Source organism: Novosphingobium sp. FW305-C-30-35, from assembly GCF_058783135.1.
This window is the reverse complement of the sequence record NZ_JBYSYJ010000001.1, coordinates 1,733,911-1,759,048: the sequence shown is the minus strand read 5'-3', so window position 1 is coordinate 1,759,048 and position 25,138 is coordinate 1,733,911. Positions and strand designations below refer to the sequence as shown.

Sequence of the window (25,138 nt, the reverse complement as noted above, 5' to 3'; positions counted from 1 at the left end):
CAGGATTTCTTCCTCTTCGGAGACTGACATGAACCAGCTTGTTCCCATCGGCATCTATGCGGGCACCGGCCTTGCGCTCCTGCTGGTGATCGCTTTCACGCTGACCCGGCTCTATCGCCGCGCGACCAAGGAAGTGGGCTTCGTGCGCACCGGCTTCGGCGGTGAGAAGGTGGTGATCAACGGCGGCGCGCTGGTGCTGCCGGTGCTGCACGAAACGATGCCGGTGAACATGAACACCGTGCGCCTTGCCGTGGAGCGCAAGAACACCGATGCGCTGATCACGCTCGACCGGTTGCGGATCGATGTGAAGGCCGAGTTCTACGTGCGCGTCCGCCCCGATGCCGGTGCCATCGCCATGGCCGCGCAGACGCTGGGCATGCGCACGATGCAGCCCGAAGCCTTGAAGGATCTGGTCGAAGGGAAGTTCGTCGACGCGCTGCGCTCGGTCGCGGCGGGCATGACGATGAACCAGTTGCACGAACAGCGCGCCGACTTCGTCCAGAAGGTGCAGCAGGTCTCCTCGAACGACCTCGCCATGAACGGGCTGGAGCTGGAATCGGTCTCGCTGACCGGGCTCGACCAGACCAGCATCGAACACTTCAACGCCAACAATGCTTTCGACGCCGAGGGCCTGACCAAGCTGACCGAGCAGATCGAACTGCGCAAGAAGGCGCGCAACGACATCGAGCAGGACACGCGGGTGCAGATCGAGATGAAGAATCTCGAAGCCGAGCAGCAGTCCCTGAAGATCAAGCGCGACAACGAATTCGCCCGACTGGAGCAGGAGCGCGAGATCGAGATGCGCCGGGCCGAGCAGGCGGCGGAAGTGGCGCGCGAGCAGTCCTTGCGCAATCAGGAAGCGGAAGCTGCGCGGATCGAGGCGAAGAAGCTGGTCGACAGTCAGCAGATCGAAGCCGATCGCGCGGTGCAGCAGGCGCGGATCGCGCAGCAGCAGGCCATCGAGATCGCCCGGCAGGAGCAGCAGATCGCGATCCAGAACAAGAGCCGCCAGGAAAGCCAGGCCAAGGCCGAAGCCGACGAGGCCCGCGCCAAGGCCGTTGCCGCCGAGGAACAGGTCATCACTTCGCGCGAGACCGAAGTGGCCGAGCGCGGCAAGCGCATCGAGCTGATCGAAGCGGCCAAGGCGGCGGAACGCGATGCCATCCGCGTGAAGGTGGAAGCCGAGGCCGAGAAGGCCGCTGCCGCCAATCGCGCCGAAGCCGCCCGGCTTGAAGCCGAGGGCGAGGCCGAGGCCGAGAAGCTCCGCGCCGACGCTGCCCGGGTACGCTTCGAAGTGGAAGCGGCGGGCCAGCGTGCGATCAACGAGGCAGCGAACCTGCTCTCGTCCGACCAGATCTCGCTGCAGACCAAGCTGGCGCTGCTGAAAGTGCTGCCAGAGCTGGTGCGGGAATCAGCCAAGCCGCTGGAAGCGATCGATTCGATCAAGATCGTGCAGGTCGATGGGCTGACGCGCTCATCCGGTGGGGCAGGCGCCAATGGAGAAGGGGGCAGCGCGCCTTCGGCCAACGGCAACCTTGCCAGCGATGCGCTGACGGCTGCACTCAGCTATCGCGCGCAGGCGCCGATCATCGATGGCCTGATGAAGGAGCTGGGGCTCGACGGCGGATCGCTGGAGGGGCTGGTGAAGGCCGCGCCGGTAGTGGCGGCACCGGAGGCTTCATTTACTGTGAATGCAGGTGAAGCGGATCAGGCCTGACCAGCAAACCGTGTTACCCCGGCGCAGGCCGGGGTCCATGACCTCACCGTCGAGCCGGACATCGGCGTTATAGGCCCCGGCCTGCGCCGGGGCGACGGGTGATGTAAGTTGGGCGGGTTTCAGCCCAACCGCTTGGTCACCAGGTCCTGCAGGTTGGCTTCGGGCCGTGCGCCGTAGTGGGAGATGATCTCGGCGGCGCAGACGGCACCGAGGGTGAGGCTTTCGGCGAGCGGTTTATTGCGAACGTAGCCGTAGAGGAAGCCGGCGGCGAAGAGGTCTCCGGCGCCGGTGGTGTCAACGACTTTGGCGATCGGTTCGGCGGGAACGTGGGCGTGTTCGCCGTTGCTGATGGCGTGGGCGCCTTTCTCGCTGCGGGTAACAACGACGGTCGGGACCTTGGCGGCGAGCTGTTCCAGCCCCGCGTGGAAGTCCTCGACGCCGGTGAGGGCGGCAAGTTCGTGTTCGTTGGCGAAAAGGATGTCGATCTGGCCGTCAGCGATCAGGGCGCGGAAATCGTCGCCGTGGCGCGAGATGACGAAGGCGTCTGACAGGGTGAAGGCGACCTTGCGGCCGGCGCTGCGCGCGGCGGCAATGGCGCGACGCATGGCCTTGCGCGGCTCTTCCGGGTCCCACAGGTAGCCTTCGAGATAGAGCACGCTGGCAGACGCGATCTGGGCATCGTCCAAGGCTTCGGCGGGCAGGAACTGCGAGGCACCAAGGAAGGTGTTCATAGTACGCTGGCCATCGGGAGAGACGAAGATCAGGCAGCGCGCCGTCGGCGGCTCGTCAGCGCGGGTCGGCGTCTGGAAATCGATGCCGCCGGCGCGGATATCGTGGGCGAAGACTTCGCCGAGCTGGTCATCGGCGACCTGGCCGATGAAGGCGCACTTCGCGCCCAGTGCGGCAAGGCCGGCCAGCGTGTTGGCAGCAGAACCGCCGGAAATTTCGCGCGCCGGGCCCATGGCGTCGTAAAGCTCTTGGGCACGGGCGGTATCGACCAGGGTCATGCCGCCCTTGGCGAGGCCGAGCCGTTCGATGTCCGCATCCTCGCAAGGGGCCATGACATCGACGATGGCGTTGCCGATGGCGATGACGTCGTAAAGCGGTTCGGACATTCAGGCAGGCTCCGTGATTTCGGGAATGGCGATGGCCTAGACGGTATACTGCGTTGCAGCAATAGCGGGGGGCAGCAAGCGCGCGAACGCGCCGGTCTGGACGGCCCGCGCGCCAGTCCGCCCAAGGCCACGGTTGACGATGGCCGGGGAGCGCGGCATCCCGCACCGGTGACGTTCCCCAAGTTCCTCTCCGTCTCCGCTCTGGCCCTGCTGCTCGCATCCTGCGGCGGAAGCGGTGCGCCGTCTGGCGGCAAGACGCCGGTGGTGCGATCAGCATCTTCGCCGACGGTGCGGACCACCGTTCCTCGGCCGGCTCCGGTCGGCAAGCCAATTGCGCAAGTGCAGATGATACCCGGCCTCGAAGGTGTGATCGGATCGGACGCGCTGCAGCTTGGCCGCGTGTTCGGCACGCCGCGGCTCGACGTGATCGAGGATGACGCCCGCAAGATGCAGTGGTCGGGTACGGCCTGCATTCTCGACGTCTATCTCTATCCGCCGGCGAATGGCGGCAAGCCGACGGCGACCTATGTCGACGCGCGGCGCGGCGATGGACGCGAGGTGGATCGTGCAGCCTGCGTGGCCGCGCTCAGGAAGGCGCCGTAACCGCGCACGACGGTGCAGCCGGGATCGCTGCCCACGGCGCGAATGCGGCGACGCCCTCGCGCGAGACATCGGCCAGAGTGTAGCGATCGAGCACGGCGAGGAAGGCTTCCAGCGCCTCGGAAAGAACGCTGCTGAGCGCGCAGTTGGTCCGCAAGGCGCAGGTGGCGCAATCGGCCAGGCGCATGCCCTTTTCAAGTTTGCGGACCGCTTCGCCGACCGTGATTTCCGCTGCCGGGCGAGCCAGCGTGATGCCGCCGCTGCGGCCACGCTGCGATTGCGCGAGGCCCGCCTGCACCAGTCCTTGCGCGACCTTGGCGACATGGTGGTAGCTGAGGCCCTGTTCGGCGGAGAAGGCCGGCAGGCTGACCGCCGTGCCCTTGCGCGCGAGCACGATCAGCAGGCGCAGGCCGAAGTCGGTGTGCTGGGTAAGTTGCATTCCGTGAGAATCGTTTTTCCGCTTGCCTAAATCAAGCAGATAAAATACCGGTATTTTCAATACCTGATTGGAGATCCCGAGATGCGCACCGCTTCCGAACATGCAAAGACCATCGTCAAGGCCACCGCACCGGTTATCGAGAAGCATGGCGTGGATATCACCACTGCAATGTACAAGCGCTTGTTCCAGAACGAAGATGTGAAGGCCATGTTCGATCAGGCCGCGCAGGAAAGCGGCGAGCAGCCGCGCCGTCTGGCCGCGGCGATCCTTGCCTACTCGAAGAACATCGACAAGCTGGAGAACCTCGGGAGCGCGGTCACGCGGATGGTGCAGCGCCACGTCGAAACCGGCGTGAAGGCCGAGCATTACCCTTATGTGGCCGAGGCCCTGCTGCCGGCGATTCGCGACGTGCTGGGTGCCGAGGTTGCCACCGATGAGGTGCTGGCAGCCTGGGGTGAGGCCTACTGGATGCTCGCCGACATCCTGATCGCTGCCGAGGCAGAGGCCTACGCCGCGGCGGCCTGAGCCCACAGACTGAGGGCTGCTGCTGCAACGAGCCCGCCTGCCGTGGATCCCCTCCGAAGCGGCAGGCGGGCTTTGCTGTGTGTACGCTACTCCGCTGCGAAACTGATTTCGGCGTGGGTGCGCAGGCGCTCGACGAGGGTTTCCCCGAGGATGGCACCGGGGGTACCGATCATGCCGGGCGCCTTGGATGACAGCAGGGCGATGCCAGTTTCGGCGATCATGCGGCTGGTGGAGCCATAGCCCGGATCGTAGCGGCCCTTGACGCCATAGCGGATGGTCTGGCCGTCGGGCATCTCGCCAAGGAACAGCACGTCGTAAAAGCCGGTCTCGCGCTCTTCCTTCGAGGGGCCTTCACCCGGCTGGGGATCGTCGGGACGGCCGATCATCGGCGTTTTCGCCATGTGCTCGGCAATCGCCTTGCCCTGATCGCCGGGGCCGGTGAGCACCATCTCGTCATAGACGAAATCGGTGCCCCAGACGTGGCCGAGCAGGGCGTTGGTGCGGTGGACGTTCTTGGTGTTGATCGCCGCCATGATGAACGGCGTTTCCCATGAATCCAGCGCATCGTCGTGCTGGACCTTGTCGCCCGCAGGCTGGGCCGGGCCTTCGAATCCGGGGGTGAGGCAGAAGCTGCTCTGCATCAGCGGGATCAGCGAGGGGTCCTTGGCCAGCGCGGCGAGCGTGGCCTTGAGGCTGGCGGCGGTCCCTCCCGAAGCGCCGCCCTTCATGCCGCGCACGCGCCCTTTCACACGCGGGGCAGGGCGGCCGAACCGGGCCACCGCTTCCTTCTGCAGCATCAGCACGCCAAGATCGAACGGGATCGAATCGAAACCGCTAGAGAAGCAGATGCGCGCCCCGGTGCGCGTGGCCTCTTCGCCATACTTGTCGATCATCTGGCGCATCCACACGGGTTCGCCGCACAAATCGGCGTAGTCCGTGCCGGCCGCGATGCAGGCGGCGAGCAGCGGTTCGCCATAAAGCTGATAGGGGCCGACCGTGGTGACGATGACTTTCGCTTGGGCTGCCATGGCCTTGAGGCTGGCCGGATCGGCAGCGTCGGCGACGATCAGCGGCGTGTTCTTGGGCGCCTCGATCAGGGCGCGAACCTCTGCCAGCTTTGCCGCCGAGCGTCCAGCCATGGCCCAGCGCGGGCCTTCCTGCCCATAATGGCGTGCAAGATATTCTGCTACCAGCCGCCCGGTGAACCCCGTCGCCCCGTAGACGACGATGTCATAGGGCCTCTCCGACTTCTCCATCAGCCTCTCCGCCTGTTGTGCTTATGGCGGTCAGCTTGGCGAGTTCGGTGACGATTGCAACCGGATTTAAGCGCCGGGTTAAGGGGTGCTTACAACCTGGGCAGGGTGACGCCGCGCTGGCCCATGTATTTGCCGGCGCGGTCGGCATAGCTGACTTCGCACGGTTCGTTGCCCTGCAGGAACAGGAACTGGCATGCACCTTCGTTGGCATAGATCTTGGCGGGCAGGGGGGTGGTGTTCGAGAACTCCAGCGTGACGTGACCTTCCCAACCGGGTTCAAGCGGGGTGACGTTCACGATGATGCCGCAACGTGCGTAAGTGCTCTTGCCAAGGCAGATCACCAGCACGTCGCGCGGCACGCGGAAGTATTCGACCGTGCGGGCCAGCGCGAAGGAATTGGGCGGGATCACGCAGACGTCGGTCTCGCGGTCGACCAGGCTGGCGCCGTCGAAGTTCTTGGGGTCGACCACGGCAGAATCGACATTGGTGAAGATCTTGAACTCGGGCGCGACGCGGGCATCGTAGCCGTAGGACGAGAGGCCGTAGCTGATGCAGCCATCACGGCGCTGGTTCTCGACGAACGGCTCGATCATGCCTTCGTTGAGCGCCTTGTCGCGGATCCACTTGTCGGAAAGAATGGCCAACTGGCTCTCCCATGTGAAGCTTGTGCGGGAATGCCCACCCCCGGCCCCTCCCGCTTTCGGGAGGGGGGAATGGCCCGAAATGTCTAAGCCAGATTGGCGGGGCCGAAGGCGTTGGGCAAGAGCACCGACAGGCGCATTTCCACGGTTTCCTGCGCGCCGACGCAGATCACCAGCGGATCGGTGCCGCCCAGCGCGGCCAATTCGTTCAATATCTGGCGGCAGCGGCCACATGGGCTGATCGCGGCATCGATTGCGCCGCCCATGCCGCCAAGCACGGCCACGGCAAGCAGGCCACCGCGCCGTCCGGCGTGCGAGGCAATCGAGGCGGCGACCGTCTCGGCGCAGAGCGAGAGGCCATAACTGGCATTCTCGAAATTCGCACCGGTGACGATCGCGCCATCATCGAACAGCAGCGCCGCACCGACGTGGAAGCCGGAGTACGGAGCATAGGCGCTGTCCATCGCGCGCCGGGCGGCGGCGATCAGGTCTTCGCGGGAATCGGCCAGAACGTCGCTCACACCGGCATCCTCATTGTTGCACCACCACCCAATGCACCGGCCTTGTGCTGGCATCCAGACGCAAGCGGTCGCTCGCCGTCCACATCACCCATGGCCGGCCGGCATAGGTCGGCGCGAGAAAATCCTGCGCAACCCAGATGTTACGGTCAATCCGCGCGGCGAGGTGGTACTCCTTCTCGAGACCGCGCGAGACCATCAGGATCACCGGTTTTTCGGCGTGCTTTTCCACCTGGTTGAGGAAGGTGGTCAGCTCGCTCTGCATCTGCGCTTCGCCGGGGACCTGCGGGCAGGTGCGCGAATCGATGTCGAGCCGGATGGCGGGCGGCAGCAGGTCCTTCTCGCGCGGGACGATGGTGACGAAGTTCGCCGCCTGGGCATCGGCAGGCGCGCACAGATCGTAGACGTGGACTGCGCCGACCTGAATGCCCCGCTGCCGCGCGGCGATCACGCCATCGGCAAAGGCGGCGTCGCGGGTCGAAGTGCCTTCGCTTGCGGTCAGGTAGGCGAAATCGGCCCCTGCGGCGCGCAACAGGCGCCAGTCGATCGGACCGTCATCGTCGCTCAGCCAGACGCCTTGCACCGCATAGTCGCGCCTGTCCGGCATCCATGTGCGGGCCTTCCACCACGCAAGGCCGCCGGCGACCAGGGCCACCAGCAGCAGGACGCCAAGAATGCGCCTTCGTGCCGCACCGGGGCGGCGAGTATTCCGTTTTTTCGGCATATGGAGAGTTGCGCGCGCCCCGAGTCTCAGATCAGCCCCTGATATGCAGCACGCAGATCAGGGTAAAGAGCCGACGGGCCGTGGGGAAATCCGTATCGATCTTGCCTTCGAGCCGTTCGAGCAGGGTGTCGGCAGCATCGTTGTGAATGCCGCGCCGGGCCATGTCGATCGTCTCGATCTCTGACGCCGTAGCCTTGCGAATCGCCTGATAGTAGCTGTCGCAGATCGCGAAATATTCGCGGATCGGGCGGCGGAAACGGCCGAGGCCGAGGATGATCGTCTCGAGCGGGGTGCCATCATTGTCGGCGATGGCGAGGACCAGCCGCCCGTCATCGACCGAAAGCTTGAGCCGATAGGGCCCGGTGTGCCCGGCTTCGAACGCGCGCAGCGGCTTGAAGGTGTTTTCCTCGATCAGATCGAAGATCGCGATGCGCCGCTCCTGCTCGATATCGGCGTTGCGCCAGATGATCGTCGCTTCGTCCAGCTCGATATGCGAGATGCGCGGGTCGGCCATAGAGGTCACCTGTGTTGCAGACGCATTGGGCTCGGGCAAGGGTTTTGACCCGGTGCTCCCCGCTATCCACAGGGTCCGTCCATTGCCGGATCGGGCCGGTTCGGGCACTATGGGCAAATGTCCGCCAGCGAAGCCATCCTCACCCGCGAACCTTCGGAAATCCGCGCGCTCCCCTCCAACGTCGAGGCGGAAGCGGCCTTTCTGGGGGCGGTGCTGATCGATAATCGCATCCTGGAGGAACTGCAGACCCCGCTGAAATCCGAGCATTTCTTTGCCGCCGTCCATGGCCGGGTGTTCGAGCGCATCCAGGCGCTGATCGATCGCAAGGCGGTGGTCACCCCAGTGACATTGAAGCCCTATTTCGAGAGCGACGAGGGGCTGAAGGAACTCGGCGGCGTTGCCTATCTGGCGCGGCTGACCTCGGACGGGCAGGGCCTGCTCAATCCGCGCGAACTGGCCGAGCAGATCTATGATCTCGCCCTGCTGCGGGAGCTGATCTCGGTCGGGCGCAACCTTGTCGAAGGCGCGCTCGATACAAGCGATTCGGTCGCCCCGCTGGAGCAGGTGGAGAAAGCCGAAGCCGCACTCTATGCTGTGGCAGAAGGTGCGCAGACCGGGAGCGAGGCGCAGAGCTTTGCGCAGGCGACGCGCGCATCGCTGGAGATGATCGAGAAGGCGCTGCTTTCGGGCGGCCATATCTCGGGCAAGACCACGGGCCTGACCTCGGTCAACGAGAAGATCGGCGGCCTGCACGATTCCGACCTCATCATCCTTGCCGGACGCCCCGGCATGGGCAAGACCTCGCTCGTCACCAACATCGCATTCAACGCGGCCGACCGGCTGCGCCGCGACATGGCCGATGGCATTGCGCTCAAGGATTCGGTTGGGGCAGGGGTCGCCTTCTTCAGCCTCGAAATGAGCGCCGACCAGCTCGCCACGCGTATCCTGGCCGAACAGTCAGGCATCAGTTCCGAAGCGCTGCGCATGGGCCGAATCAGCCGCGAGGACTTCCAGCAGCTGTCGTTCGCCAGCCAGCGTCTGGCCGAACTGCCCCTCTATATCGACGATACCCCGGCGCTGACGATCGGCTCGCTTCGCGCGCGTGCCCGCCGTCTGAAGCGCCGCCACGATATCGGGCTGATCATCGTCGACTACCTGCAGCTGCTGCAGGGATCGGGCCGCAGCGACAACCGCGTGAACGAAATCTCGGAAATCTCGCGCGGTTTGAAAACGCTGGCCAAGGAACTCTCGGTTCCGGTAATCGCGCTTTCGCAGCTCAGCCGTGCGGTGGAACAGCGCGACGACAAGCGCCCGATGCTTTCGGACCTGCGCGAATCCGGCTCGATCGAGCAGGACGCCGACATGGTGTGGTTCGTGTTCCGCGAGGACTATTACGTCGCCGCCAAGGAGCCGAAGCAGCCGCAGGGCAGTGATGACGCCAAGGTGCAGGAAGCTCACGCCGCCTGGCAGGCGGAAATGGAGCGCGTCTATGGCCTGGCAGAACTGATCGTGGCCAAGCAGCGCCACGGCTCCACCGGCAAGGTCCGCCTGCGCTTCGAATCACGCATCACCCGCTTCAGCGACCTTGCGCCGGATGACCTGCGCGCCGCTTACGCGAGTGACGACGAGTAAGACCCGTTACGGCGCCTGATGCATCAGCGCCCGGGCATCAAGGATCGGCTGTGGCGAAATGGTAATTCCGCCAGACCATGGCCGATCGAGATCGAGAATCAGCACCATTGCCAGCGACAGCAGCAGGAATAGCGCATGACTGGCAGCGAGATGCCGCCGATCCTGCCAGCGCCCTAGCACATAGCCCACCATGCCGGCAGCCATGAGCGCATAAAGGCTGACCATGTCGAGCACCCGCCCGGGAATGCGCGCCTCTCGCTCCGCCTTGCGGCTGGACGCGGCATCGAACATCTCATTGGTCGCGCCGACCAGCGAGGCAGCCATCGGCGGGTCGAGCCGGGCAAGGGCAGGGCCAAGTGCTTTCCAGACCGTGCCCTGTGCGACGGCGGATCGTGCCTCGACGGCGCTGCGGTCAGTCGCGTCGTGCAAGCTCGCCCGGATATCGCCGTAACTGCGCATCGCCGTGCGCAGACCATCGCCCTCGGGCCCCGGAACGAGCGTTGCCCGCAGCCAGGCAGTGCCGATGGCATTGCCTTCCGCCACCACCATCTCTCGCCGGGAATCGTAGCGGGAGAGCGAAAGCGAGAAGGTGAAGCCGATGAGCAGGCCAAGCAGGGCGAGCACCGCCGAAAGCAGGTAGCCATCGCCGCTTTCACCACGATCGACCTCGCCCCGCAGACGCCCGAGCCGCATGCCGAGGTGACAGAGGAGGGCCATCAACAGGAAGAAGGCAACGCCCAGCACCGGGAGCGGGGCTCCCGCCATGACATCCTCCAGCATCGCCATCTGCATCCCTCCCATGCCGAGGCGCAATGATGGACGATTCGACGCGACGCCGGAAGTGGTCCATGCGAATCCTTGACTTTTCCACACCTCCGGCCTAGCTGCCGTCCTTTCCGTATCCTTTGATTGATTGGAGTGCCTGATGGCGCGCGTTACCGTCGAAGATTGCGTCGACAAGGTCCCCAACCGTTTCGATCTCGTCCTGCTGGCTGCCGAGCGCGCACGCGCGATTTCGGGCGGCGCCGAACTCACCGTCGATCGTGACCGCGACAAGAACCCGGTCGTCGCCCTGCGCGAGATCGCCGAAGAGACCGTGCGTCCCGCCGTGCTCAAGGAAAACGTGATCCAGTCGCTGCAGCGCGTGCTGCCCGATGACGACGATGAAGTCGATGAAATCGGCTCGCTGTCGCAGTCGGCCGAAGCGCTGCGCATCACCGCCGCGGCACCGGTGCGCAACACCTCGCTAGGTGCTGACTACGACGGCTGATTTGAGTTTCAGATCAATGACTTAAAAAAGCCCGCAGTTCGCGCTGCGGGCTTTTTTCATGTGTTTTCCAGTCTTTCAGCCATCAGCTGCCAGACTTTGTTGATCGCCTTCAACGGGCGGACCATCACCTTGAAATCGGCGATGCGTCCTTCGAGGTCGAAGCGGATCAGGTCGATGCCATTGACCTTGATCCCGTCCATCTCGCATTCGAACTCGAGGCAGGCTTCGGCCCCATCTACGAGCTCGCGCACGTAGCGGAAGGTGCCGTTGCCGAAGACCTCGCCGGCAGCGGTGAGGTACATCAGCACCTTTTCGCGGCCCTCCTGCGGCGTGTGGACAACGGGGGAGTGGAACACGGCATCGTCGGCGACAAGTTCGTCGAGCAGCGCAATGTCGCCGCTGACCATATATCGGTGCCAGGCTGCAAGGCCGAGTTTCATGTGCTTCTCCCGTTGTTCTGTTTCTGGTTAGGGCAGGGGCGTTGAGCCGGCATTGATCAGGCGCAACGCTGGCGCCTCAACCGAGATGCTGCGCGAAGAAATCGCGGGTGCGGCGATCGGCGAGGGCCGCGCCGTCTTCGTCACGGCGGCTGCCCATCTCGGCAGCAAAGCCGTGGTCCAGCCCTTCGTAATCGTGCAGCGTGACCCGGGGATGCGGATCGAGCGCATCATGGATCGCCTTCTGCGCATCCGGACCAACGAAATGGTCAGCAGTCGGGATGTGCAGCATGAGCGGGTTGGCAATGGCGTGTGCTTCGTTCAGCATCTGGTCGATCATCACGCCGTAGTAGCCAACCGAGGCGTCGATATCGGTGCGCGCCGCCGCCATGTAGGCCATGCGCCCGCCAAGGCAGAAGCCGACGAGGCCGACCTTGTCGATGCCTTCGTAGCCGCGCAGGAAGCGGATCGCCGCTTCGATGTCCTTTACGCCCGCATCCGGATCGTACTGGCCGAAATAGCCGAGGGCTTCCTGGAACTGCTCGGGCACGTCGGCATCGAGCTCTACGCCGGGTGCAAAGCGCCAGAAGATGTCAGGCGCCAGCGCCATGTAGCCCAGATCGGCCCAGGCCTCGCACTTGTGGCGGATGCCGGGATTCACGCCGAAGATCTCGGGGATGACGATGATGGCGGCGCGGATGGGGCCATCGGGCGTTGCCAGATAGCCCGGAATTTCGCCTTCGCCATCGAGCGCTGCAAACGTGATCTTTTCACCCATTGTCGTTCATCCTGCGATTCAAAGGAGTTGGTCGGATATCATGTTGGCCCCCGCGGTGGACTTTGCCAAGCGTGCATGACAATCTCTGCCGAACAGCGGATGCCGAAAGGGCGCACATGAAAGTCACCGTCGAAGTCGATTGCACGCCCGAAGAAGCCCGCCGGTTCCTCGGCTTGCCCGATGTCTCGAAAGCGAATGACGTCTATGTCGAGAGCGTCGCCAAGGCGATGCAGGGGGCGGGCAGCCTCGACCAGTTGCAGAGCTTCGCCAAGCAGGTCGCGCCGATGGGCGAGATCGGGCTGAAGCTCTTCCAGAACTTCATGGAGCAGGGCGGACTTGGCGCCATGAGCGGAAGTTCGAAGAAGCCTAAGGACTGACGTTTCACGTGGAACAGTGTAGGGCGGAGCGGTGACCGACACCATCTTCGCCCTCTCTTCCGGCCCGCCGCCCGCGGGCATCGCTGTCGTTCGGATCAGTGGTCCGCGAGCCGGCCCTGCCCTGAGCGCACTCACAGGCAAGCTGCCCGCGCCGCGCCGCGCAGCTTTGGCAACTCTCGTCGATCCCGCAGACGGTACCCACCTCGACCGCACAATGGTGCTCTGGCTGCCCGGCCCCGGAACGGCCACCGGTGAGGACAGTGCCGAACTCCATCTCCATGGCGGCCGGGCTGTCGTGGCTGCCGTCGAAGCAGCGCTCGAGCGCCTGCCGGGCTTGCGCAGGGCGCAGGCGGGCGAGTTCACCCGCCGTGCCTTTGCCAATGGCCGGATTGATCTGGCGGAGGCAGAGGGCCTTGCCGATCTGCTTTCTGCCGAGACCGAACTGCAGCGACGCGTCGCACTGGCCATGGCCGAAGGCGCGCTTTCGCGTGACGTTGAAGACTGGCGCGCGGAACTCCTGGGCATTTCGGCAAAGCTGGAAGCGGCGCTGGACTTTTCGGATGAAGACGATGTCGCGGAAGGGGAGTGTGCGCTACCGACAGGGTTTGCCGGTGACTGCCTTGCACTGGCAGGAAAGATCGCCGCGTGGCTCGATCGGCCCCGCGCAGAGCCGCTGAAGGAGGGCTTCCGCGTCGTACTTGCCGGACCTCCCAATGCAGGCAAGTCAACCCTGTTCAATGCACTGGTAGAGCAGGAGGCTGCGATCACGGCGGCCGAGCCCGGCACCACCCGTGATGTGCTGACGTTCGCGGCGTCGCTCGATGGCGTGCCGTTCACCTTTGTCGATACCGCCGGCCTGCGCGATGAAGGCGCGGGCGAGATCGAACGGATCGGCATCGCAAGAGCGAGGGCGGCCGCAGAGAAGGCCGACCTGATCCTGTGGCTGGGTCCAGAAGGAAAGGGACCAGAAGGACGGACCCTGTGGGAAGTTTCTGCGCGGGCGGACGATCCGGCCGCTGCCAGGAAGTCAGGGGACGCGCTGATCGTCTCTGCACGGACAGGTGAGGGAATGATGGCGCTTCGCGCAGCACTGGTCGCTCATGCACAGGGCGCGCTGCCTGCGCCGGGAGACGCAGCGCTCAATCAACGACAGCATGACCGGTTGAGCGAGGTGGCGGCATCGCTTCGATTTGCGGCAGTGGAGCGCGATGGTCTGCTGGCCGCCGAGAACCTTCGCCTCGCGCGGCGGGCGCTGGATGCACTCGTTGGCCGGACCGGCACCGAGGACATGCTTGATGCGCTGTTCGGGCGGTTCTGCATCGGCAAGTAGTGTTTCACGTGAAACAGTGCACCTGATGCTTTGACGCGAATCCACAAGTCGCGTATCGCGCCAGTCATGCAGCAATTCGACATCATCGTGGTCGGCGGCGGACATGCCGGCGTCGAGGCGGCCGCCGTTGCGGCGCGAATGGGTGCACGCACCGCTCTGGTCTCGTTCGATCCTGCAACGGTTGGCGCAATGAGCTGCAACCCGGCGATTGGCGGCCTAGGCAAGGGCCACTTGGTTCGCGAGGTCGATGCCTTTGACGGCCTGATCGCGCGCGCAGCCGACGCGGGCGCCATCCACTACCGCATGCTGAACAGGTCGAAGGGCAGCGCGGTGCAGGGACCGCGGGTTCAGGCGGACCGCAAGCGCTTCAAAGCGGCAATCCAGATGATGATCGCCGCACAGCCGAACCTGACGCTTGTCGGGGGCGAGGCTGCAGCGCTCCATCTCGAAAACGGGCGAGTTGCCGGCGTAGACCTGGCCGACGGCTCGCGACTGCAGGGCAGGGCGGTCGTCCTGTGCACCGGCACGTTCCTGGGCGGGCGCCTGTTCCGCGGCGAGGAGCGCATGGACGGCGGCCGGATCGGGGAAAGTTCGGCGCATCGCCTCGCTCAGCAGTTGCGGGCAGCCGACCTGCCGATGGCGCGCCTGAAGACCGGGACGCCGCCACGTATCGACGGTCGGACCATCGATTGGGCACGCCTGCCTGAGCAGCCGAGCGATGCCGACCCGTGGACGATGTCGCCGCTGACCAAGGCCCGTCCGCTGCCGCAGGTGTTCTGCGCCATCGCCCGGACCAACGAACGGACGCACGACATCATCCGGGCAGGGCTGGATCGGTCTCCGCTCTTCACCGGTGCCATCGGCGCACAGGGTCCGCGCTATTGCCCGTCGATCGAGGACAAGATCCATCGCTTCGGCGACCGTGACGGGCATCAGGTCTTCCTGGAACCAGAAGGGCTGGACGACCCGACCGTCTATCCCAATGGAGTCTCCACCTCGCTGCCGACGGATGTGCAGGTGGCGATGATCCGTTCGATGGAAGGGCTGGAGCAGGCCGAGATCACCGTGCCCGGCTACGCTGTCGAGTACGACCACATCGATCCGCGCGCGCTGCGCCGGAGCCTTGAGGTCAAGGCGATTCCAGGCCTCTACTGCGCCGGCCAGATCAACGGCACGACCGGGTACGAGGAAGCCGCGGCGCAGGGGCTCGTCGCCGGAATGCATGCCGCCGCGGCGGTGCGGGGACGTGAAGCTCCGGAGCTCGATCGCGCCAACAGCTACATGGCAGTGATGGTCGATGACCTGACCCTGCACGGCGTGAGCGAGCCCTACCGGATGCTGACGGCACGGGCCGAGTATCGCCTCCGCCTGCGGGCCAACAATGCGAGTTCGCGGCTGACGCCGATCGGCCTGGCGGTCGGGTGCATCGCTGATGAGCGAGCCCAGTGGTTCGAAGCGCGACAGGCGATGCGGGGACGGCTGGAAGAGGCGCTGGCGCAGACAGCAACGCCTAACGAGCTCGGCCGCGTCGGCATGACGGTTGGCGCGGATGGAGCGCGACGCTCACTGACAGATTGGCTGCGCTTTCCGGAAGTGACGCTCGAGACCTTGCGGCCCTGGATCGGCGATGAGACCTTCGATCCGCTCCTTGCCGAGGAGATCGAGGAGGACGCAGCTTACGCGCCTTACCTCGCACGGCAGGAGGCTGAGCTGCGGGACCTGCGTGCCTCGGAACATGTCCCCTTGGGGGAAGGCTTCCCCTTTGCAGAAGTGCCCGGCCTGTCGCGCGAGATGGTCGAGCGACTGGAGAAGGCTCAGCCTGACACCCTTGCTGCTGCCGGTCGCATTGCCGGAATCACCCCGGCAGCGCTCGCCAGTCTGCTGGTTCACGCGCGGCGGAGGATTCTGGCATGACGATCGCAACCGAAGCTGAAGCGCAGGCATGGTTGCGCGATGGGCTGGAGGTAGACGCTGCCACCATGGAGCGATTGGCCCATCTGGTGTCGCTGCTGCTGGAAGAGAACGAGCGGCAGAACCTCGTGGCGAGAGGAACGTTGCCGCACGTGTGGGTGCGCCATATCGTTGATTCCGCCCAATTGCTGCATGTTTCACGTGAAACACTTCCAGCGGGGGAGTGGCTCGATCTTGGCACCGGTGCGGGCTTTCCGGGCCTCGCCATCGCTGCGCTGCAACCTCAACGGCCGGTGACACTGGTAGATTCCCGGCGCCTTCGCACCGAGTGGCTTCAGCGCGCGGCAGATGTACTGGGACTAGGCAATGTCCGCGTTGTGCTGTCGCGGGTGGAGGACCTTCCATCCGGTCCGCATGCGGTCATTTCTGCTCGGGCATTTGCGCCTCTGGACAAGCTGGTCACTCTTTCCGCACGCTTTTCCACACCGGACACGGTCTGGCTGTTGCCGAAAGGGGCAGGGGCAGCGCAAGAATTGCAGATGCTCCCCGAATCATGGAATCACATGTTCCACGTGGAACAATCCCTGACGGATGCGAACGCTGGTGTGATCTGCGGCCGACTTCTCGGCGGCAGTCCACCGCGCCCCTCGAACGCCAAGGGCAAACGCAAATGATCACGATCGCGGTCGCAAACCAGAAGGGCGGAGTGGGCAAGACCACTACGGCGATCAACATCGCCACCGCACTCGCGGCAACGGGGTGGAAGACGCTGCTGGTCGATCTCGATCCGCAGGGCAACTGCTCGACGGGCATCGGTATCGCGGCGGGTGAACGTGAGCGATCTTCCTATGACTTGCTGATCGATCAGGCTTCGGTCGCCGATTGCCTGATGGCGACACGCATCCCGGGCCTGGATATCGTACCTGCGACGGTCGATCTGTCTGGCGCGGAAGTGGAGCTGGTCAGTGTCGAGGACCGCACCCATCGCCTGCGCAAGGTGCTCAATGGCGATACTGGGCATGACATCTGCCTGATCGATTGCCCGCCGTCGCTCGGGTTGCTGACGCTCAATGCCCTTACCGCGGCGGACACGATCCTGGTGCCGCTGCAATGCGAGTTCTTCGCGCTCGAAGGGTTGAGTCAATTGTTGCAGACGGTGGAGCGGGTGCTGGAGCGGTTCAATCCGGACCTGGGCATCCTTGGCATCGTGCTGACCATGTATGACCGGCGCAACCGCCTGACCGACCAGGTCGCCGATGACGTGCGTTCGTGCCTGCGCGATCTGGTGTTCGAGAGCGTGATTCCGCGCAACGTGCGCTTGTCGGAAGCGCCGAGCCACGGGTTGCCGGCGCTGATCTATGACCATGCCTGCCCCGGATCGCAGGCCTACATGAAACTGGCGCGCGAACTGATCGGTCGCCTGCCCGAGAGGAGACAAGCGGCATGAGCGGCGAAGACGCAGTGAAAGCACCGGCACGCCGGACCGGGCTTGGCCGTGGCCTTGGCGCACTGATGGGTGAAGTGCGGCGCGAGGAGCCAATCGCGCGCATCTCGGTTTCGCCCGCGGATGTCGCCGAGAGCCGGGACGGCGGGCTGGCGCTGCTGACAGTAGCGTCGATCGAGCCGCATCCGGAACAGCCGCGCCGGCATTTTGATGAAGACGCGCTTGAAGAGCTGGCGCAGTCGATCGCGGCACGCGGCGTGATCCAGCCGGTGGTCGTGCGGCCATTGCCGGGCGGACGATATCAGCTTGTGGCTGGTGAGCGGCGCTGGCGTGCGGCGCAGAAGGCGCAGGTTCACGAGATTCCAGCGATCGTGCGCAAGCTGGATGATCGCGATGTTGCCGCGCTGGCGCTGATCGAGAACCTGCAGCGCGAGGATCTCAACCCGGTCGAAGAAGCTCGGGCCTATCAGCGCCTGGCCGACAGCGAGGGCCTGACGCAGAACGATATCGCCAAGTTCGTGGACAAGTCACGCAGCCACGTCGCCAACATGATGCGCCTGCTCGGGCTGCCCGATGAAGTGCTCGACATGGTGGTGCGCAGCGAACTGTCGATGGGCCATGCCCGCGCGCTGATCAACGCACCCGATCCGATCGGGCTGGCACGCGAAGTGGTGGCCAAGGACCTTTCGGTTCGCGATGTCGAGAAGCTGGCGCGCAAGGCGTCGCGGCCCGAAGGCCAGCGTCGCCAGGCTCGCGCAGGCAAGGATCCGGTGGGCGCGGCGGATCTGGCAGCGATCCAGCAGCACCTAGAGGACTTCCTCGGGCTCAAGGTCACGATCCAGCCGGACTCCGATCCGACGACCGGCGCGGTGACGATTCGCTACAAGAACCTCGACCAGCTGGACCTGATCTGCCAGCGCCTGACGGGCGGTGAGTTCTAAATATCTGAAATTGTTGGCCTGTTCTGACGTCACGGCGTCAGCACTGCCTGCACCATCGGACATTAATTGGTCGATTAATTCTCGTTGACCGGGATGGGGCTGTGCGCATAGGCTGCGTGCAAACAACCAGAACCGGAGAGATTGGCCATGTCGCTCGACCTGATCCCGCGCACAGCCTACAACGAAGACCACGAAGCCTTCCGCCAGACCGTCCGCCGCTTTCTGCAGGACGAAGTCGCCCCGCACGCGAACGAATGGGCCGAAGCTGGCATCGTGCCCAAGAGCATCTGGCCCAAGGCAGGTGAGCTTGGCCTGCTGTGCCCGACGGTGCCCGAGGAATACGGCGGGCTCGGCCTCGACTTCGGCTACAACGCCATCGTCGACGAAGAGAGCGCCTACTATGGCCGCGTGGCCACCGGCTTCTCGCTGCAGTCCGACATCGTGGTCAACTACATCGTCTCCTACGGCTCGGAAGAGCAGAAGAAGAAGTGGCTGCCCAAGATGGTTTCGGGCGAGGTGATCACCGCCATCGCCATGACCGAACCAGGCACCGGCTCGGACCTTCAGGGCATGAAGACCACCGCGAAGAAAGACGGCAACCATTATGTGATCAACGGGTCGAAGACCTACATCACCAATGGCCAGAACGCCGACCTGATCCTGGTGTGCTGCAAGACCGACACCGATGTGCAGCCCGCATGGAAGGGCGTTTCGATCGTGCTGGTCGAAGCCGATCGTGAGGGCTTCAAGCGTGGTCGCAACCTCGACAAGATCGGCCAGGACGAAGCCGATACCTCGGAGCTGTTCTTCGAGGACGTGCGCGTTCCGATCACCAACTGCCTTGGTGAGGAGGGCAAGGGCTTCATCTACCTGATGAGCGAACTGCCGCAGGAGCGCCTGTCGATTGCCGTCAGTGCGCAGGCGTCGGCGCAGAAGGCTTTTGACGATACGGTGGAGTTCACCCGCGAGCGCAAGGCATTCGGCAAGCCGATCCTCGACTTCCAGAATACCCGCTTCACGCTGGCCGACATCAAGGCGAAGCTGCAGGTGGGCTGGGCACACCTCGATTGGGCCCTGGCGCGGCATCTGAAGCGCGAACTCACCCCCGAAGAAGGTGCTGCCGCCAAGCTGTGGCACACCGAACTGCAGTGGGAAGTGATGGACAAGTGCCTGCAGCTCCATGGCGGCGCCGGCTACATGAACGAATACGCGATTGCCCGTGCATGGCGCGGCGCGCGCGTTACGCGCATCTTCGGCGGCACCAACGAGATCATGAAGGAGCTGATCGGGCGCAAGCTCTGATCGGTTGTGGGTCTGGCCCCCGCCTGGAAATAGGAAGAGCCCGCTCTCCAAGCCGGAGGGCGGGCCCTTTCGCTTTGAGCACTGCTGGGGTTCAGCCGGTGTAGACGCGCTTTTCCTTGACCCGCTTGTCGCGGACGACCGGACGGCGGGGGACCACGCGGGCGCGCTTTGTCTCGACCCAGGTTTCGGTGACGACGGTTTTCTCGACGCAGGGCTTCTGCGGCGGAAGCATGACCGGGACCATCACATATCCGTAGGGCGCGTAACCGGGATAGTAGCCCGGATAGCCTCCGGGATAAGGCCCGCCGGGATAAGGCTGCGGCGGAAGCGAGGCGAAATAGTCGTCGCATTCGCGGCGCAGGCTCTTGTCCTCGGCCTTGTCGATCACGTTACCCGCCACTGCGCCAACGGCAGCGCCTGCGACAGTGCCGAGCACGCGATCGCCCTTTCCGGCGATGCGGTTGCCCGCCACGCCGCCGATCACGCCGCCTAGCAGGGCGCCGCCGACACCCTTGTCACCATAGACCTTGGCGCAGCGCTCATTCATTTCGGCCCAACGCGGATCTGGCTGCGGGTAGGCGTTGGGATAGTATCCCTGCGGCGGCGGCGGAGGGGGCGGCGCATCGACCACAGGCTGGCTCATCACCACCGTGGGGTAGGGCGCGCCGATCATTGGCGGATAGTAGATGGGGCCTGCCGCACCGCCGTAATAGCCGCCGGTGTAGCCGCCCTGCCAGCCACCGCTGACCGGACCGGGATGACGGTGTTCACCAGCCAGTGCCGGAGATGACACGGCACCCAGCGCAACGGCTGCGATCATGAGACGACGAAGCATGCGGTTTGCCCCTGAAAAGGTTCGTTAACCGCAAACTTACCACCAGGACCCGCATAAAACCAAGGTTTCCGGCGCGCGAGAGTGCCGCCTGTCCCGAATCGGGGCAGGAATCAGACGCCAGGATCAGATACGAGCCGCGATTGCTGCGGCAAGCGCCTCGATCCCGCGCGCGTCGTCCTCGTCGAAACGGTCGGGCGAGGGGCTGTCGAGATCAATCACCGCAATAACCGCGCCATCGCGAATCACCGGCACGACCAGTTCGGAGCGGCTCGCCGCATCGCAGGCAATGTGGCCCGGAAAGGCGTGCACATCCGGCACGAGCTGGGTCGTCGCGGTCGCTCCCGCCGTGCCGCAAACGCCCGAGCCGAGCGCGATGCGGATGCAGGCGGGCTTGCCGATGAAGGGGCCAAGCACAAGCTCCCCGCCGACCATACGGTAGAAGCCTGCCCAGTTCAGATCCGGCAGGAATTGCCAGATCAGCGCCGCCAGATTGGCCATGTTGGCGATACCGTCGGGCTCGCCTTCAGTGAGGGCCTTGGCGGCTTCGAGAAGATCGGTGTGGAGTTCGGCGCGGCTCTGGCCGTCGGTGGGTGCGAATGTGAACATGGCAAGGTATCTAGCGTAACCGGTCCGAAAAGTCGCGCCGCGCAACTTCGCACAGGTGTGCCATTGCTCTGAGACACGGTCAGGCCTAGATTCCGGGCCATGAAGCTCCTCAAGAAACTGCTGATCGCGCTGCTCGTGATCGTCGCCATCATCGCCGCCTGGGTTGCCTGGTCAATTCACGGGTCCCCGGCCGAGTACACGCTCAACGAAACCTCGGGACCGAAACCCAAGCTGGCGCGACCCGACGGCCAGACGATCCCGACGATCAAGACGGCCGATCCGATTGGCTGGCAGGATGGCGAGGCTCCGGTCGCGGCGCAGGGTCTGCAGGTCACCCGCTTTGCCGACAAGCTCGATCACCCGCGCACCGTGGTGACCCTGCCCAACGGGGACGTGCTGGTTGCCGAGACCAATTCGCCGCCGCGCAAGGTCGAAGGCATCACCGGAGTCGTGATGGGGTATCTGTTCAAGAAGGTTGGCGCTGGCGGCCCTTCGCCCAACAAGATCGTGCTGCTGCGCGATGGCGATGGCGACGGCAAGGCCGAGCAGCGCTTCGTGATGGAGAACCCGGCGCTGGATTCGCCATTTGGCATGGCCTTCCGCGAAGGTCGCCTGCTGGTGGCAAACCACAACGCAGTGCTCTCGTTCCCGTATGAGCTGGGGCAGACCGCGCTGACGGGCAGCCCCGAGAAGCTGATGGACCTGCCGGGCGGCGGCAACCACTGGGCCCGCAACCTCCTGCTTGCGCCGGACGGTTCCAAGCTGTTCGTCACGGTCGGCTCGGCCTCGAACATTGCCGAAGAGGGCATCGATACCGAATATCGCCGTGCTTCGATCCACCAGTACGATTTCGCCAAGAAGAAGTCGTTCGAGTACGCAGGCGGGCTGCGCAACCCGAATGGTCTGGACTTCAATCCCTACAGTGAAGAGCTGTGGACCGTGGTCAACGAACGCGACATGCTCGGATCGGACCTCGTGCCCGATTATCTCACCAACGTACCGTTTGGCGCGAACTATGGCTGGCCGTGGGTCTACTGGAAGAACAACATCGACCAGCGCGTGACCGCGCCGATGCCGGAATACATGCTCGATTACGTGCGCAAGCCGGAATACGGCCTTGGCGCACACACCGCCCCGCTGGGCCTTGCCTTTGCGAAGGGTGGCAACCTGATGGGCGACAAGTTCCAGCAGGGTGCGTTCGTTGCGCGCCACGGGTCATGGAACCGCCGTCCGCTTTCGGGCTACGATGTTGTCTTCGTGAAGTTCGACACGCGCGGCAACGTCCTGCCCAATCCGCCGGTGCCGGTGCTGACCGGCTTCCTGACCGATGACGACAAGGCGCGTGGCCGTCCGACCTGGGTTACCTTTGCCAAGGACGGCGCGCTGCTGGTCAGCGACGATACCGGTGGCGTGATCTGGCGAGTCTCGGCTCCGGGGGCGAAGCCTGCTGCCGCCATAACGCCGCTCCCGACGCGTACGGCACCGCCGCAGCCCAAGGGCACCGGCAAGTTCATCATGAAACCCAACGCTGATTCGGACCTGATGAAACCTCAGCAGTAAGCGCTTTTGCCCACCCCGCCCCCTCCTGCCTGCGGAAGGGCCGCGAGACTTTCTGAACGCAGTGAAGTCAGTCGCGGCGGGGTGGGCTCGTCAGAGCGACCGACCAGCTCGTCCCGCCAGCTCGTTGACGTACTGCCACGCCACGCGGCCGGAGCGGCCGCCCCGGCGCTTTGACCATTCCAGCGCGTCGCCTTCCTCGTAAGCCAGGCCGAAGTGCGCCGCGTAGCCGGCGATGATGGCGAGGTAATCGTCCTGCGTGCAGTTGTGGAAACCGAGGCTGAGGCCGAAGCGGTCGGCAAGAGCCAGACGGTCATCCACCACGTCGCGCGGGTTGATCGGATCGTCCTGCTCGGAAAGATGACGCTCCACAATCGCGCGGCGGTTCGACGTTACTGCCAGACGCACGTTGGCCGGGCGTGCCTCCACGCCACCCTCCAGCCACGAACGCAACTTGCGCGCGCCATCGCTGTCGGAGGCGTCAAATCCGAGATCGTCCAGAAAGACGAGGAAGCGGCGATCGACCTTGCGCAGGATCGCGAAAAGATCGGCCAGACCTGCGTCCGGGCTCGCCTGCACCAGCGCGATGGATCCGGGCAGAGCGGTCTGCGCTGCCAGCGTTGCCGCCCGCAGCAGGGCCGATTTGCCCATGCCGCGCGCACCCCACAACAGCATGTCGTGCGCCGCAGCGCCGCGCGAAAGCCGCGCGACGTTTTCGACCACTGCCGCCTTCTGCTTGTCGATTCCCTGCATCAGGTCGAGCGCTGGCGCTTCCAGCGGATCGATCCCTCGCGCCGCCTTGCCGTCCCAGACATAGGCGGGGAAGGCCAGCCAATCGGCGCTGGCCTCGCGCGGCGGGGCAAGGCGCTCCAGCGCCTCGGCTATGCGGGTGAGCAGGGCGTCGGTCATGCCCAGCCGATTATCGGGCCGGCGGTTATCCCGCAAGCGCCTCGCTGTCGAGATCGTAGAGCAGCGCTGCACCCGCCATGGCCGACGAGCCCAGCCCGCGCGCCTCCGGCACGATCACGCGGTTGAAGAACTTGGTCACCGCGATCTTGCTGTGCAGGTCCGATGCGCGCGACTGGCGTGCCAGCTGCCAACCGGCGACGGCGACGGCGCACATCGTGGTGAAGGGCACCGAGCCCGCCAGCTTGTCGTCCAGCGAGGCAGTAGTGCTCATCCATTGGCCAATGGCCGCCGCGTCCCTGGCGAGCGCGGCGACTTCGGGGACGTCTTCCATTTCCGACGCGATCTCGGCCATCAGGGCCTGCAGCACGCCGCCGTTTTCGTATCCGAGCTTACGCGTGACGAGGTCCGCCGCCTGGATGCCGTTGGTGCCCTCGTAGATCGGAGCAATCCGTGAATCGCGCAGGTGCTGGGCAGCGCCGGTCTCCTCGATGAAGCCCATGCCGCCGTGGACCTGAATGCCGAGGCTGGCGACTTCGCAGCCGATATCGGTGCCCCACGCCTTGAGCATCGGCACGAGCAGTTCCGCGCGCTTCTGCGCCGCGTCGTTGCCGAGCGCACCGCGATCGACCTGGCCTGCGGTGTAGTAGAGCAGGGCACGACTGCCTTCGGTCAGCGCCCGCATGCGCATCAGCATGCGGCGGACGTCGGGATGCTCGATGATCGCGACCGGGGCCTTGTCGGCCGAACCGGCGCGGGCCGACTGCACACGGTCACGCGCATAGGCCCGCGCCTGCTGGAAGGCGCGCTCGGCGATCTGCACGCCCTGGCTGCCGACATTGATGCGGGCAGAGTTCATCATCGTGAACATGGCCCGCAAGCCGCCGTTCTCGTGGCCGACCATCTCGCCGATGCATTCGCCATCGTCGCCATAGCTCATGACGCAAGTGGGCGAGGCGTGGATGCCGAGCTTGTGCTCGATCGAGACGCAGCGGACATCGTTGCGGGCACCGAGCGATCCGTCCTGTTCCACGTGAAACTTCGGAACGATGAACAGCGAAATGCCGCGTGAACCCTCGGGCGCGCCCGGCGTGCGAGCGAGAACGAGGTGGACCACGTTGGCGGCGGCATCATGCTCGCCGAAAGTGATGTAGATCTTGGTCCCGGCGATGCGCCACTTGCCGGCGTGAGGCCCTTCGGTGATCGGCGTGGCGGTGGTACGCAGCGCGCCAACATCGGAGCCGGCCTGCGGCTCGGTCAGGTTCATCGTGCCCGACCACTCGCCGCTGATCAGCTTGGGCAGGTACATGGCCTTTTGCGCGTCGCTGCCGTGATGCTCCAGCGCCTCGATCGCGCCAACGGTGAGCATCGGTAGCAGGGTGAAGCCCATGTTGGCCGCGCCCAGCGTTTCGAGAGTGGCAGTGGCCAGCGTGAACGGCAGTCCCTGACCGCCAAATTCCGTGGACCCCGCGATCGAGTTCCAGCCCTGCTCGACGAAGGCCTTGTAGGCGTCAACGTAGCCGGGGGGCAGGGTAACCTCGCCATCGCGCCACTTCGCGCCGATCTGGTCGCCCGCCCGGTGCAGCGGCGCCCATTCCCCCGCAGCGAATGCGCCAATGCCTTCGACGATCGCCTCGACCAGATCGGGCGTGGCAGCGGCAAAGCGTTCGCTCTGGGCCAGTTCGTCGATCCCGGCGCTCACGCGGATGGCGAGAAGCTGGTCGGCGGTGGGCGGCGTGAAAGTCATCGTCCTCTCCTGTCTC

General features: G+C 65.0%; 27 protein-coding genes. 13 read left to right on the top strand and 14 right to left on the bottom strand.

What is annotated here, in order from left to right:
* Positions 1-28: 28 nt before the first annotated feature.
* Positions 29-1,717 (top strand): flotillin family protein, encoded by a 1,689-nt coding sequence (locus tag AC3WLM_RS08720; RefSeq protein WP_492477139.1) that lies wholly within the window; start codon positions 29-31, stop codon positions 1,715-1,717.
* Between the two features lie 119 nt (positions 1,718-1,836).
* On the opposite strand, the gene AC3WLM_RS08715 is transcribed toward AC3WLM_RS08720, so the two are convergent.
* Entirely contained in the window at positions 1,837-2,832 is a 996-nt protein-coding gene (locus AC3WLM_RS08715; RefSeq protein WP_492477138.1) for an adenosine kinase, read from the bottom strand.
* 168 nt (positions 2,833-3,000) lie between these two features.
* Here AC3WLM_RS08715 and AC3WLM_RS08710 point away from each other — a divergent pair, with 168 nt between their 5' ends.
* Complete coding sequence (locus AC3WLM_RS08710; RefSeq protein ID WP_492477137.1) at positions 3,001-3,435, top strand: hypothetical protein; 435 nt, start codon at positions 3,001-3,003, stop codon at positions 3,433-3,435.
* Here AC3WLM_RS08710 and AC3WLM_RS08705 read toward each other — a convergent pair.
* Positions 3,419-3,871: an RrF2 family transcriptional regulator gene (locus AC3WLM_RS08705; protein ID WP_492477136.1), complete on the bottom strand. Its 453-nt coding sequence runs from the start codon at positions 3,869-3,871 to the stop codon at positions 3,419-3,421. The genes AC3WLM_RS08710 and AC3WLM_RS08705 overlap by 17 nt on opposite strands.
* Positions 3,872-3,952: 81 nt before the next feature.
* Here AC3WLM_RS08705 and AC3WLM_RS08700 point away from each other — a divergent pair, with 81 nt between their 5' ends.
* Positions 3,953-4,396, top strand: a complete 444-nt coding sequence (locus AC3WLM_RS08700; protein ID WP_039333152.1) for a globin domain-containing protein — start codon at positions 3,953-3,955, stop codon at positions 4,394-4,396.
* An 86-nt stretch (positions 4,397-4,482) separates the two neighbouring features.
* Here AC3WLM_RS08700 and AC3WLM_RS08695 read toward each other — a convergent pair whose 3' ends face one another.
* From AC3WLM_RS08695 to AC3WLM_RS08675, 5 genes are all read right to left on the bottom strand, one after another.
* A complete protein-coding gene (locus tag AC3WLM_RS08695; protein ID WP_492477135.1) occupies positions 4,483-5,652 on the bottom strand; it encodes a saccharopine dehydrogenase family protein in 1,170 nt (389 codons plus the stop codon).
* Between the two features lie 89 nt (positions 5,653-5,741).
* Entirely contained in the window at positions 5,742-6,296 is a 555-nt protein-coding gene (gene dcd / locus AC3WLM_RS08690; RefSeq protein WP_039333155.1) for a dCTP deaminase, read from the bottom strand.
* An 83-nt stretch (positions 6,297-6,379) separates the two neighbouring features.
* Positions 6,380-6,814 carry a cytidine deaminase gene (locus AC3WLM_RS08685; protein ID WP_039333157.1) on the bottom strand — a complete coding sequence of 145 codons (435 nt, stop codon included), beginning with the start codon at positions 6,812-6,814 and terminating at the stop codon, positions 6,380-6,382.
* A gap of 10 nt (positions 6,815-6,824) precedes the next feature.
* A complete protein-coding gene (locus AC3WLM_RS08680) occupies positions 6,825-7,535 on the bottom strand; it encodes a glycoside hydrolase family 25 protein (RefSeq protein WP_193827395.1) in 711 nt (236 codons plus the stop codon).
* Between the two features lie 31 nt (positions 7,536-7,566).
* The gene (locus AC3WLM_RS08675) at positions 7,567-8,049 is read right to left on the bottom strand and encodes a UPF0262 family protein (RefSeq protein WP_039333161.1); all 483 of its coding nucleotides are present in this window, start codon (positions 8,047-8,049) and stop codon (positions 7,567-7,569) included.
* Between the two features lie 117 nt (positions 8,050-8,166).
* Between AC3WLM_RS08675 and AC3WLM_RS08670 the strand changes: the two genes are divergently transcribed.
* A complete protein-coding gene (locus AC3WLM_RS08670; RefSeq protein ID WP_492477134.1) occupies positions 8,167-9,681 on the top strand; it encodes a replicative DNA helicase in 1,515 nt (504 codons plus the stop codon).
* A gap of 6 nt (positions 9,682-9,687) precedes the next feature.
* Here AC3WLM_RS08670 and AC3WLM_RS08665 read toward each other — a convergent pair whose 3' ends face one another.
* Positions 9,688-10,467, bottom strand: coding sequence for a bestrophin-like domain (locus AC3WLM_RS08665; RefSeq protein ID WP_193827393.1), 780 nt, complete (start codon positions 10,465-10,467; stop codon positions 9,688-9,690).
* 139 nt (positions 10,468-10,606) lie between these two features.
* Here AC3WLM_RS08665 and rpoZ point away from each other — a divergent pair, with 139 nt between their 5' ends.
* Positions 10,607-10,951 (top strand): DNA-directed RNA polymerase subunit omega, encoded by a 345-nt coding sequence (gene rpoZ, locus AC3WLM_RS08660; protein WP_039333165.1) that lies wholly within the window; start codon positions 10,607-10,609, stop codon positions 10,949-10,951.
* Between the two features lie 56 nt (positions 10,952-11,007).
* Here rpoZ and AC3WLM_RS08655 read toward each other — a convergent pair whose 3' ends face one another.
* Together AC3WLM_RS08655 and AC3WLM_RS08650 are read right to left on the bottom strand one after the other, a co-directional pair.
* A complete protein-coding gene (locus AC3WLM_RS08655; RefSeq protein ID WP_039333167.1) occupies positions 11,008-11,391 on the bottom strand; it encodes a nuclear transport factor 2 family protein in 384 nt (127 codons plus the stop codon).
* 76 nt (positions 11,392-11,467) lie between these two features.
* Positions 11,468-12,166: a dienelactone hydrolase family protein gene (locus AC3WLM_RS08650; protein ID WP_062343014.1), complete on the bottom strand. Its 699-nt coding sequence runs from the start codon at positions 12,164-12,166 to the stop codon at positions 11,468-11,470.
* 116 nt (positions 12,167-12,282) lie between these two features.
* Between AC3WLM_RS08650 and AC3WLM_RS08645 the strand changes: the two genes are divergently transcribed.
* The 7 genes from AC3WLM_RS08645 (at position 12,283) to AC3WLM_RS08615 (ending at position 19,471) form a co-directional block, all read left to right on the top strand.
* On the top strand, positions 12,283-12,543 hold the full coding sequence (locus AC3WLM_RS08645) for a DUF6489 family protein (RefSeq protein WP_039333172.1): 261 nt from the start codon (positions 12,283-12,285) through the stop codon (positions 12,541-12,543).
* 31 nt (positions 12,544-12,574) lie between these two features.
* Positions 12,575-13,873 carry a tRNA uridine-5-carboxymethylaminomethyl(34) synthesis GTPase MnmE gene (gene mnmE / locus AC3WLM_RS08640; RefSeq protein WP_492477133.1) on the top strand — a complete coding sequence of 433 codons (1,299 nt, stop codon included), beginning with the start codon at positions 12,575-12,577 and terminating at the stop codon, positions 13,871-13,873.
* 66 nt (positions 13,874-13,939) lie between these two features.
* Positions 13,940-15,787, top strand: coding sequence for a tRNA uridine-5-carboxymethylaminomethyl(34) synthesis enzyme MnmG (gene mnmG / locus AC3WLM_RS08635; protein ID WP_492477132.1), 1,848 nt, complete (start codon positions 13,940-13,942; stop codon positions 15,785-15,787).
* On the top strand, positions 15,784-16,458 hold the full coding sequence (rsmG, locus tag AC3WLM_RS08630; RefSeq protein ID WP_039333179.1) for a 16S rRNA (guanine(527)-N(7))-methyltransferase RsmG: 675 nt from the start codon (positions 15,784-15,786) through the stop codon (positions 16,456-16,458). Before mnmG ends, rsmG begins: the two co-directional genes overlap by 4 nt.
* Complete coding sequence (locus AC3WLM_RS08625; RefSeq protein ID WP_492477131.1) at positions 16,455-17,231, top strand: ParA family protein; 777 nt, start codon at positions 16,455-16,457, stop codon at positions 17,229-17,231. The genes rsmG and AC3WLM_RS08625 overlap by 4 nt, the downstream gene beginning before the upstream one ends.
* On the top strand, positions 17,228-18,169 hold the full coding sequence (locus AC3WLM_RS08620) for a ParB/RepB/Spo0J family partition protein (protein ID WP_039333183.1): 942 nt from the start codon (positions 17,228-17,230) through the stop codon (positions 18,167-18,169). Before AC3WLM_RS08625 ends, AC3WLM_RS08620 begins: the two co-directional genes overlap by 4 nt.
* 147 nt (positions 18,170-18,316) lie before the next feature.
* Positions 18,317-19,471 (top strand): acyl-CoA dehydrogenase family protein, encoded by a 1,155-nt coding sequence (locus AC3WLM_RS08615; protein ID WP_039333185.1) that lies wholly within the window; start codon positions 18,317-18,319, stop codon positions 19,469-19,471.
* A gap of 91 nt (positions 19,472-19,562) precedes the next feature.
* On the opposite strand, the gene AC3WLM_RS08610 is transcribed toward AC3WLM_RS08615, so the two are convergent.
* A complete protein-coding gene (locus AC3WLM_RS08610; RefSeq protein WP_492477130.1) occupies positions 19,563-20,306 on the bottom strand; it encodes a glycine zipper 2TM domain-containing protein in 744 nt (247 codons plus the stop codon).
* Between the two features lie 123 nt (positions 20,307-20,429).
* Positions 20,430-20,912, bottom strand: a complete 483-nt coding sequence (locus AC3WLM_RS08605) for a GAF domain-containing protein (protein ID WP_492477129.1) — start codon at positions 20,910-20,912, stop codon at positions 20,430-20,432.
* Positions 20,913-21,011: 99 nt separating this feature from the next.
* On the opposite strand from AC3WLM_RS08605, the gene AC3WLM_RS08600 reads away from it, so the two are divergent.
* The gene (locus AC3WLM_RS08600; RefSeq protein WP_492477128.1) at positions 21,012-22,472 is read left to right on the top strand and encodes a PQQ-dependent sugar dehydrogenase; all 1,461 of its coding nucleotides are present in this window, start codon (positions 21,012-21,014) and stop codon (positions 22,470-22,472) included.
* Positions 22,473-22,562: 90 nt separating this feature from the next.
* On the opposite strand, the gene AC3WLM_RS08595 is transcribed toward AC3WLM_RS08600, so the two are convergent.
* Together AC3WLM_RS08595 and AC3WLM_RS08590 are read right to left on the bottom strand one after the other, a co-directional pair.
* Positions 22,563-23,378, bottom strand: a complete 816-nt coding sequence (locus AC3WLM_RS08595) for a DUF815 domain-containing protein (RefSeq protein WP_492477127.1) — start codon at positions 23,376-23,378, stop codon at positions 22,563-22,565.
* Positions 23,379-23,403: 25 nt separating this feature from the next.
* Positions 23,404-25,122, bottom strand: a complete 1,719-nt coding sequence (locus AC3WLM_RS08590) for an acyl-CoA dehydrogenase family protein (RefSeq protein WP_492477126.1) — start codon at positions 25,120-25,122, stop codon at positions 23,404-23,406.
* Positions 25,123-25,138: the final 16 nt, after the last annotated feature.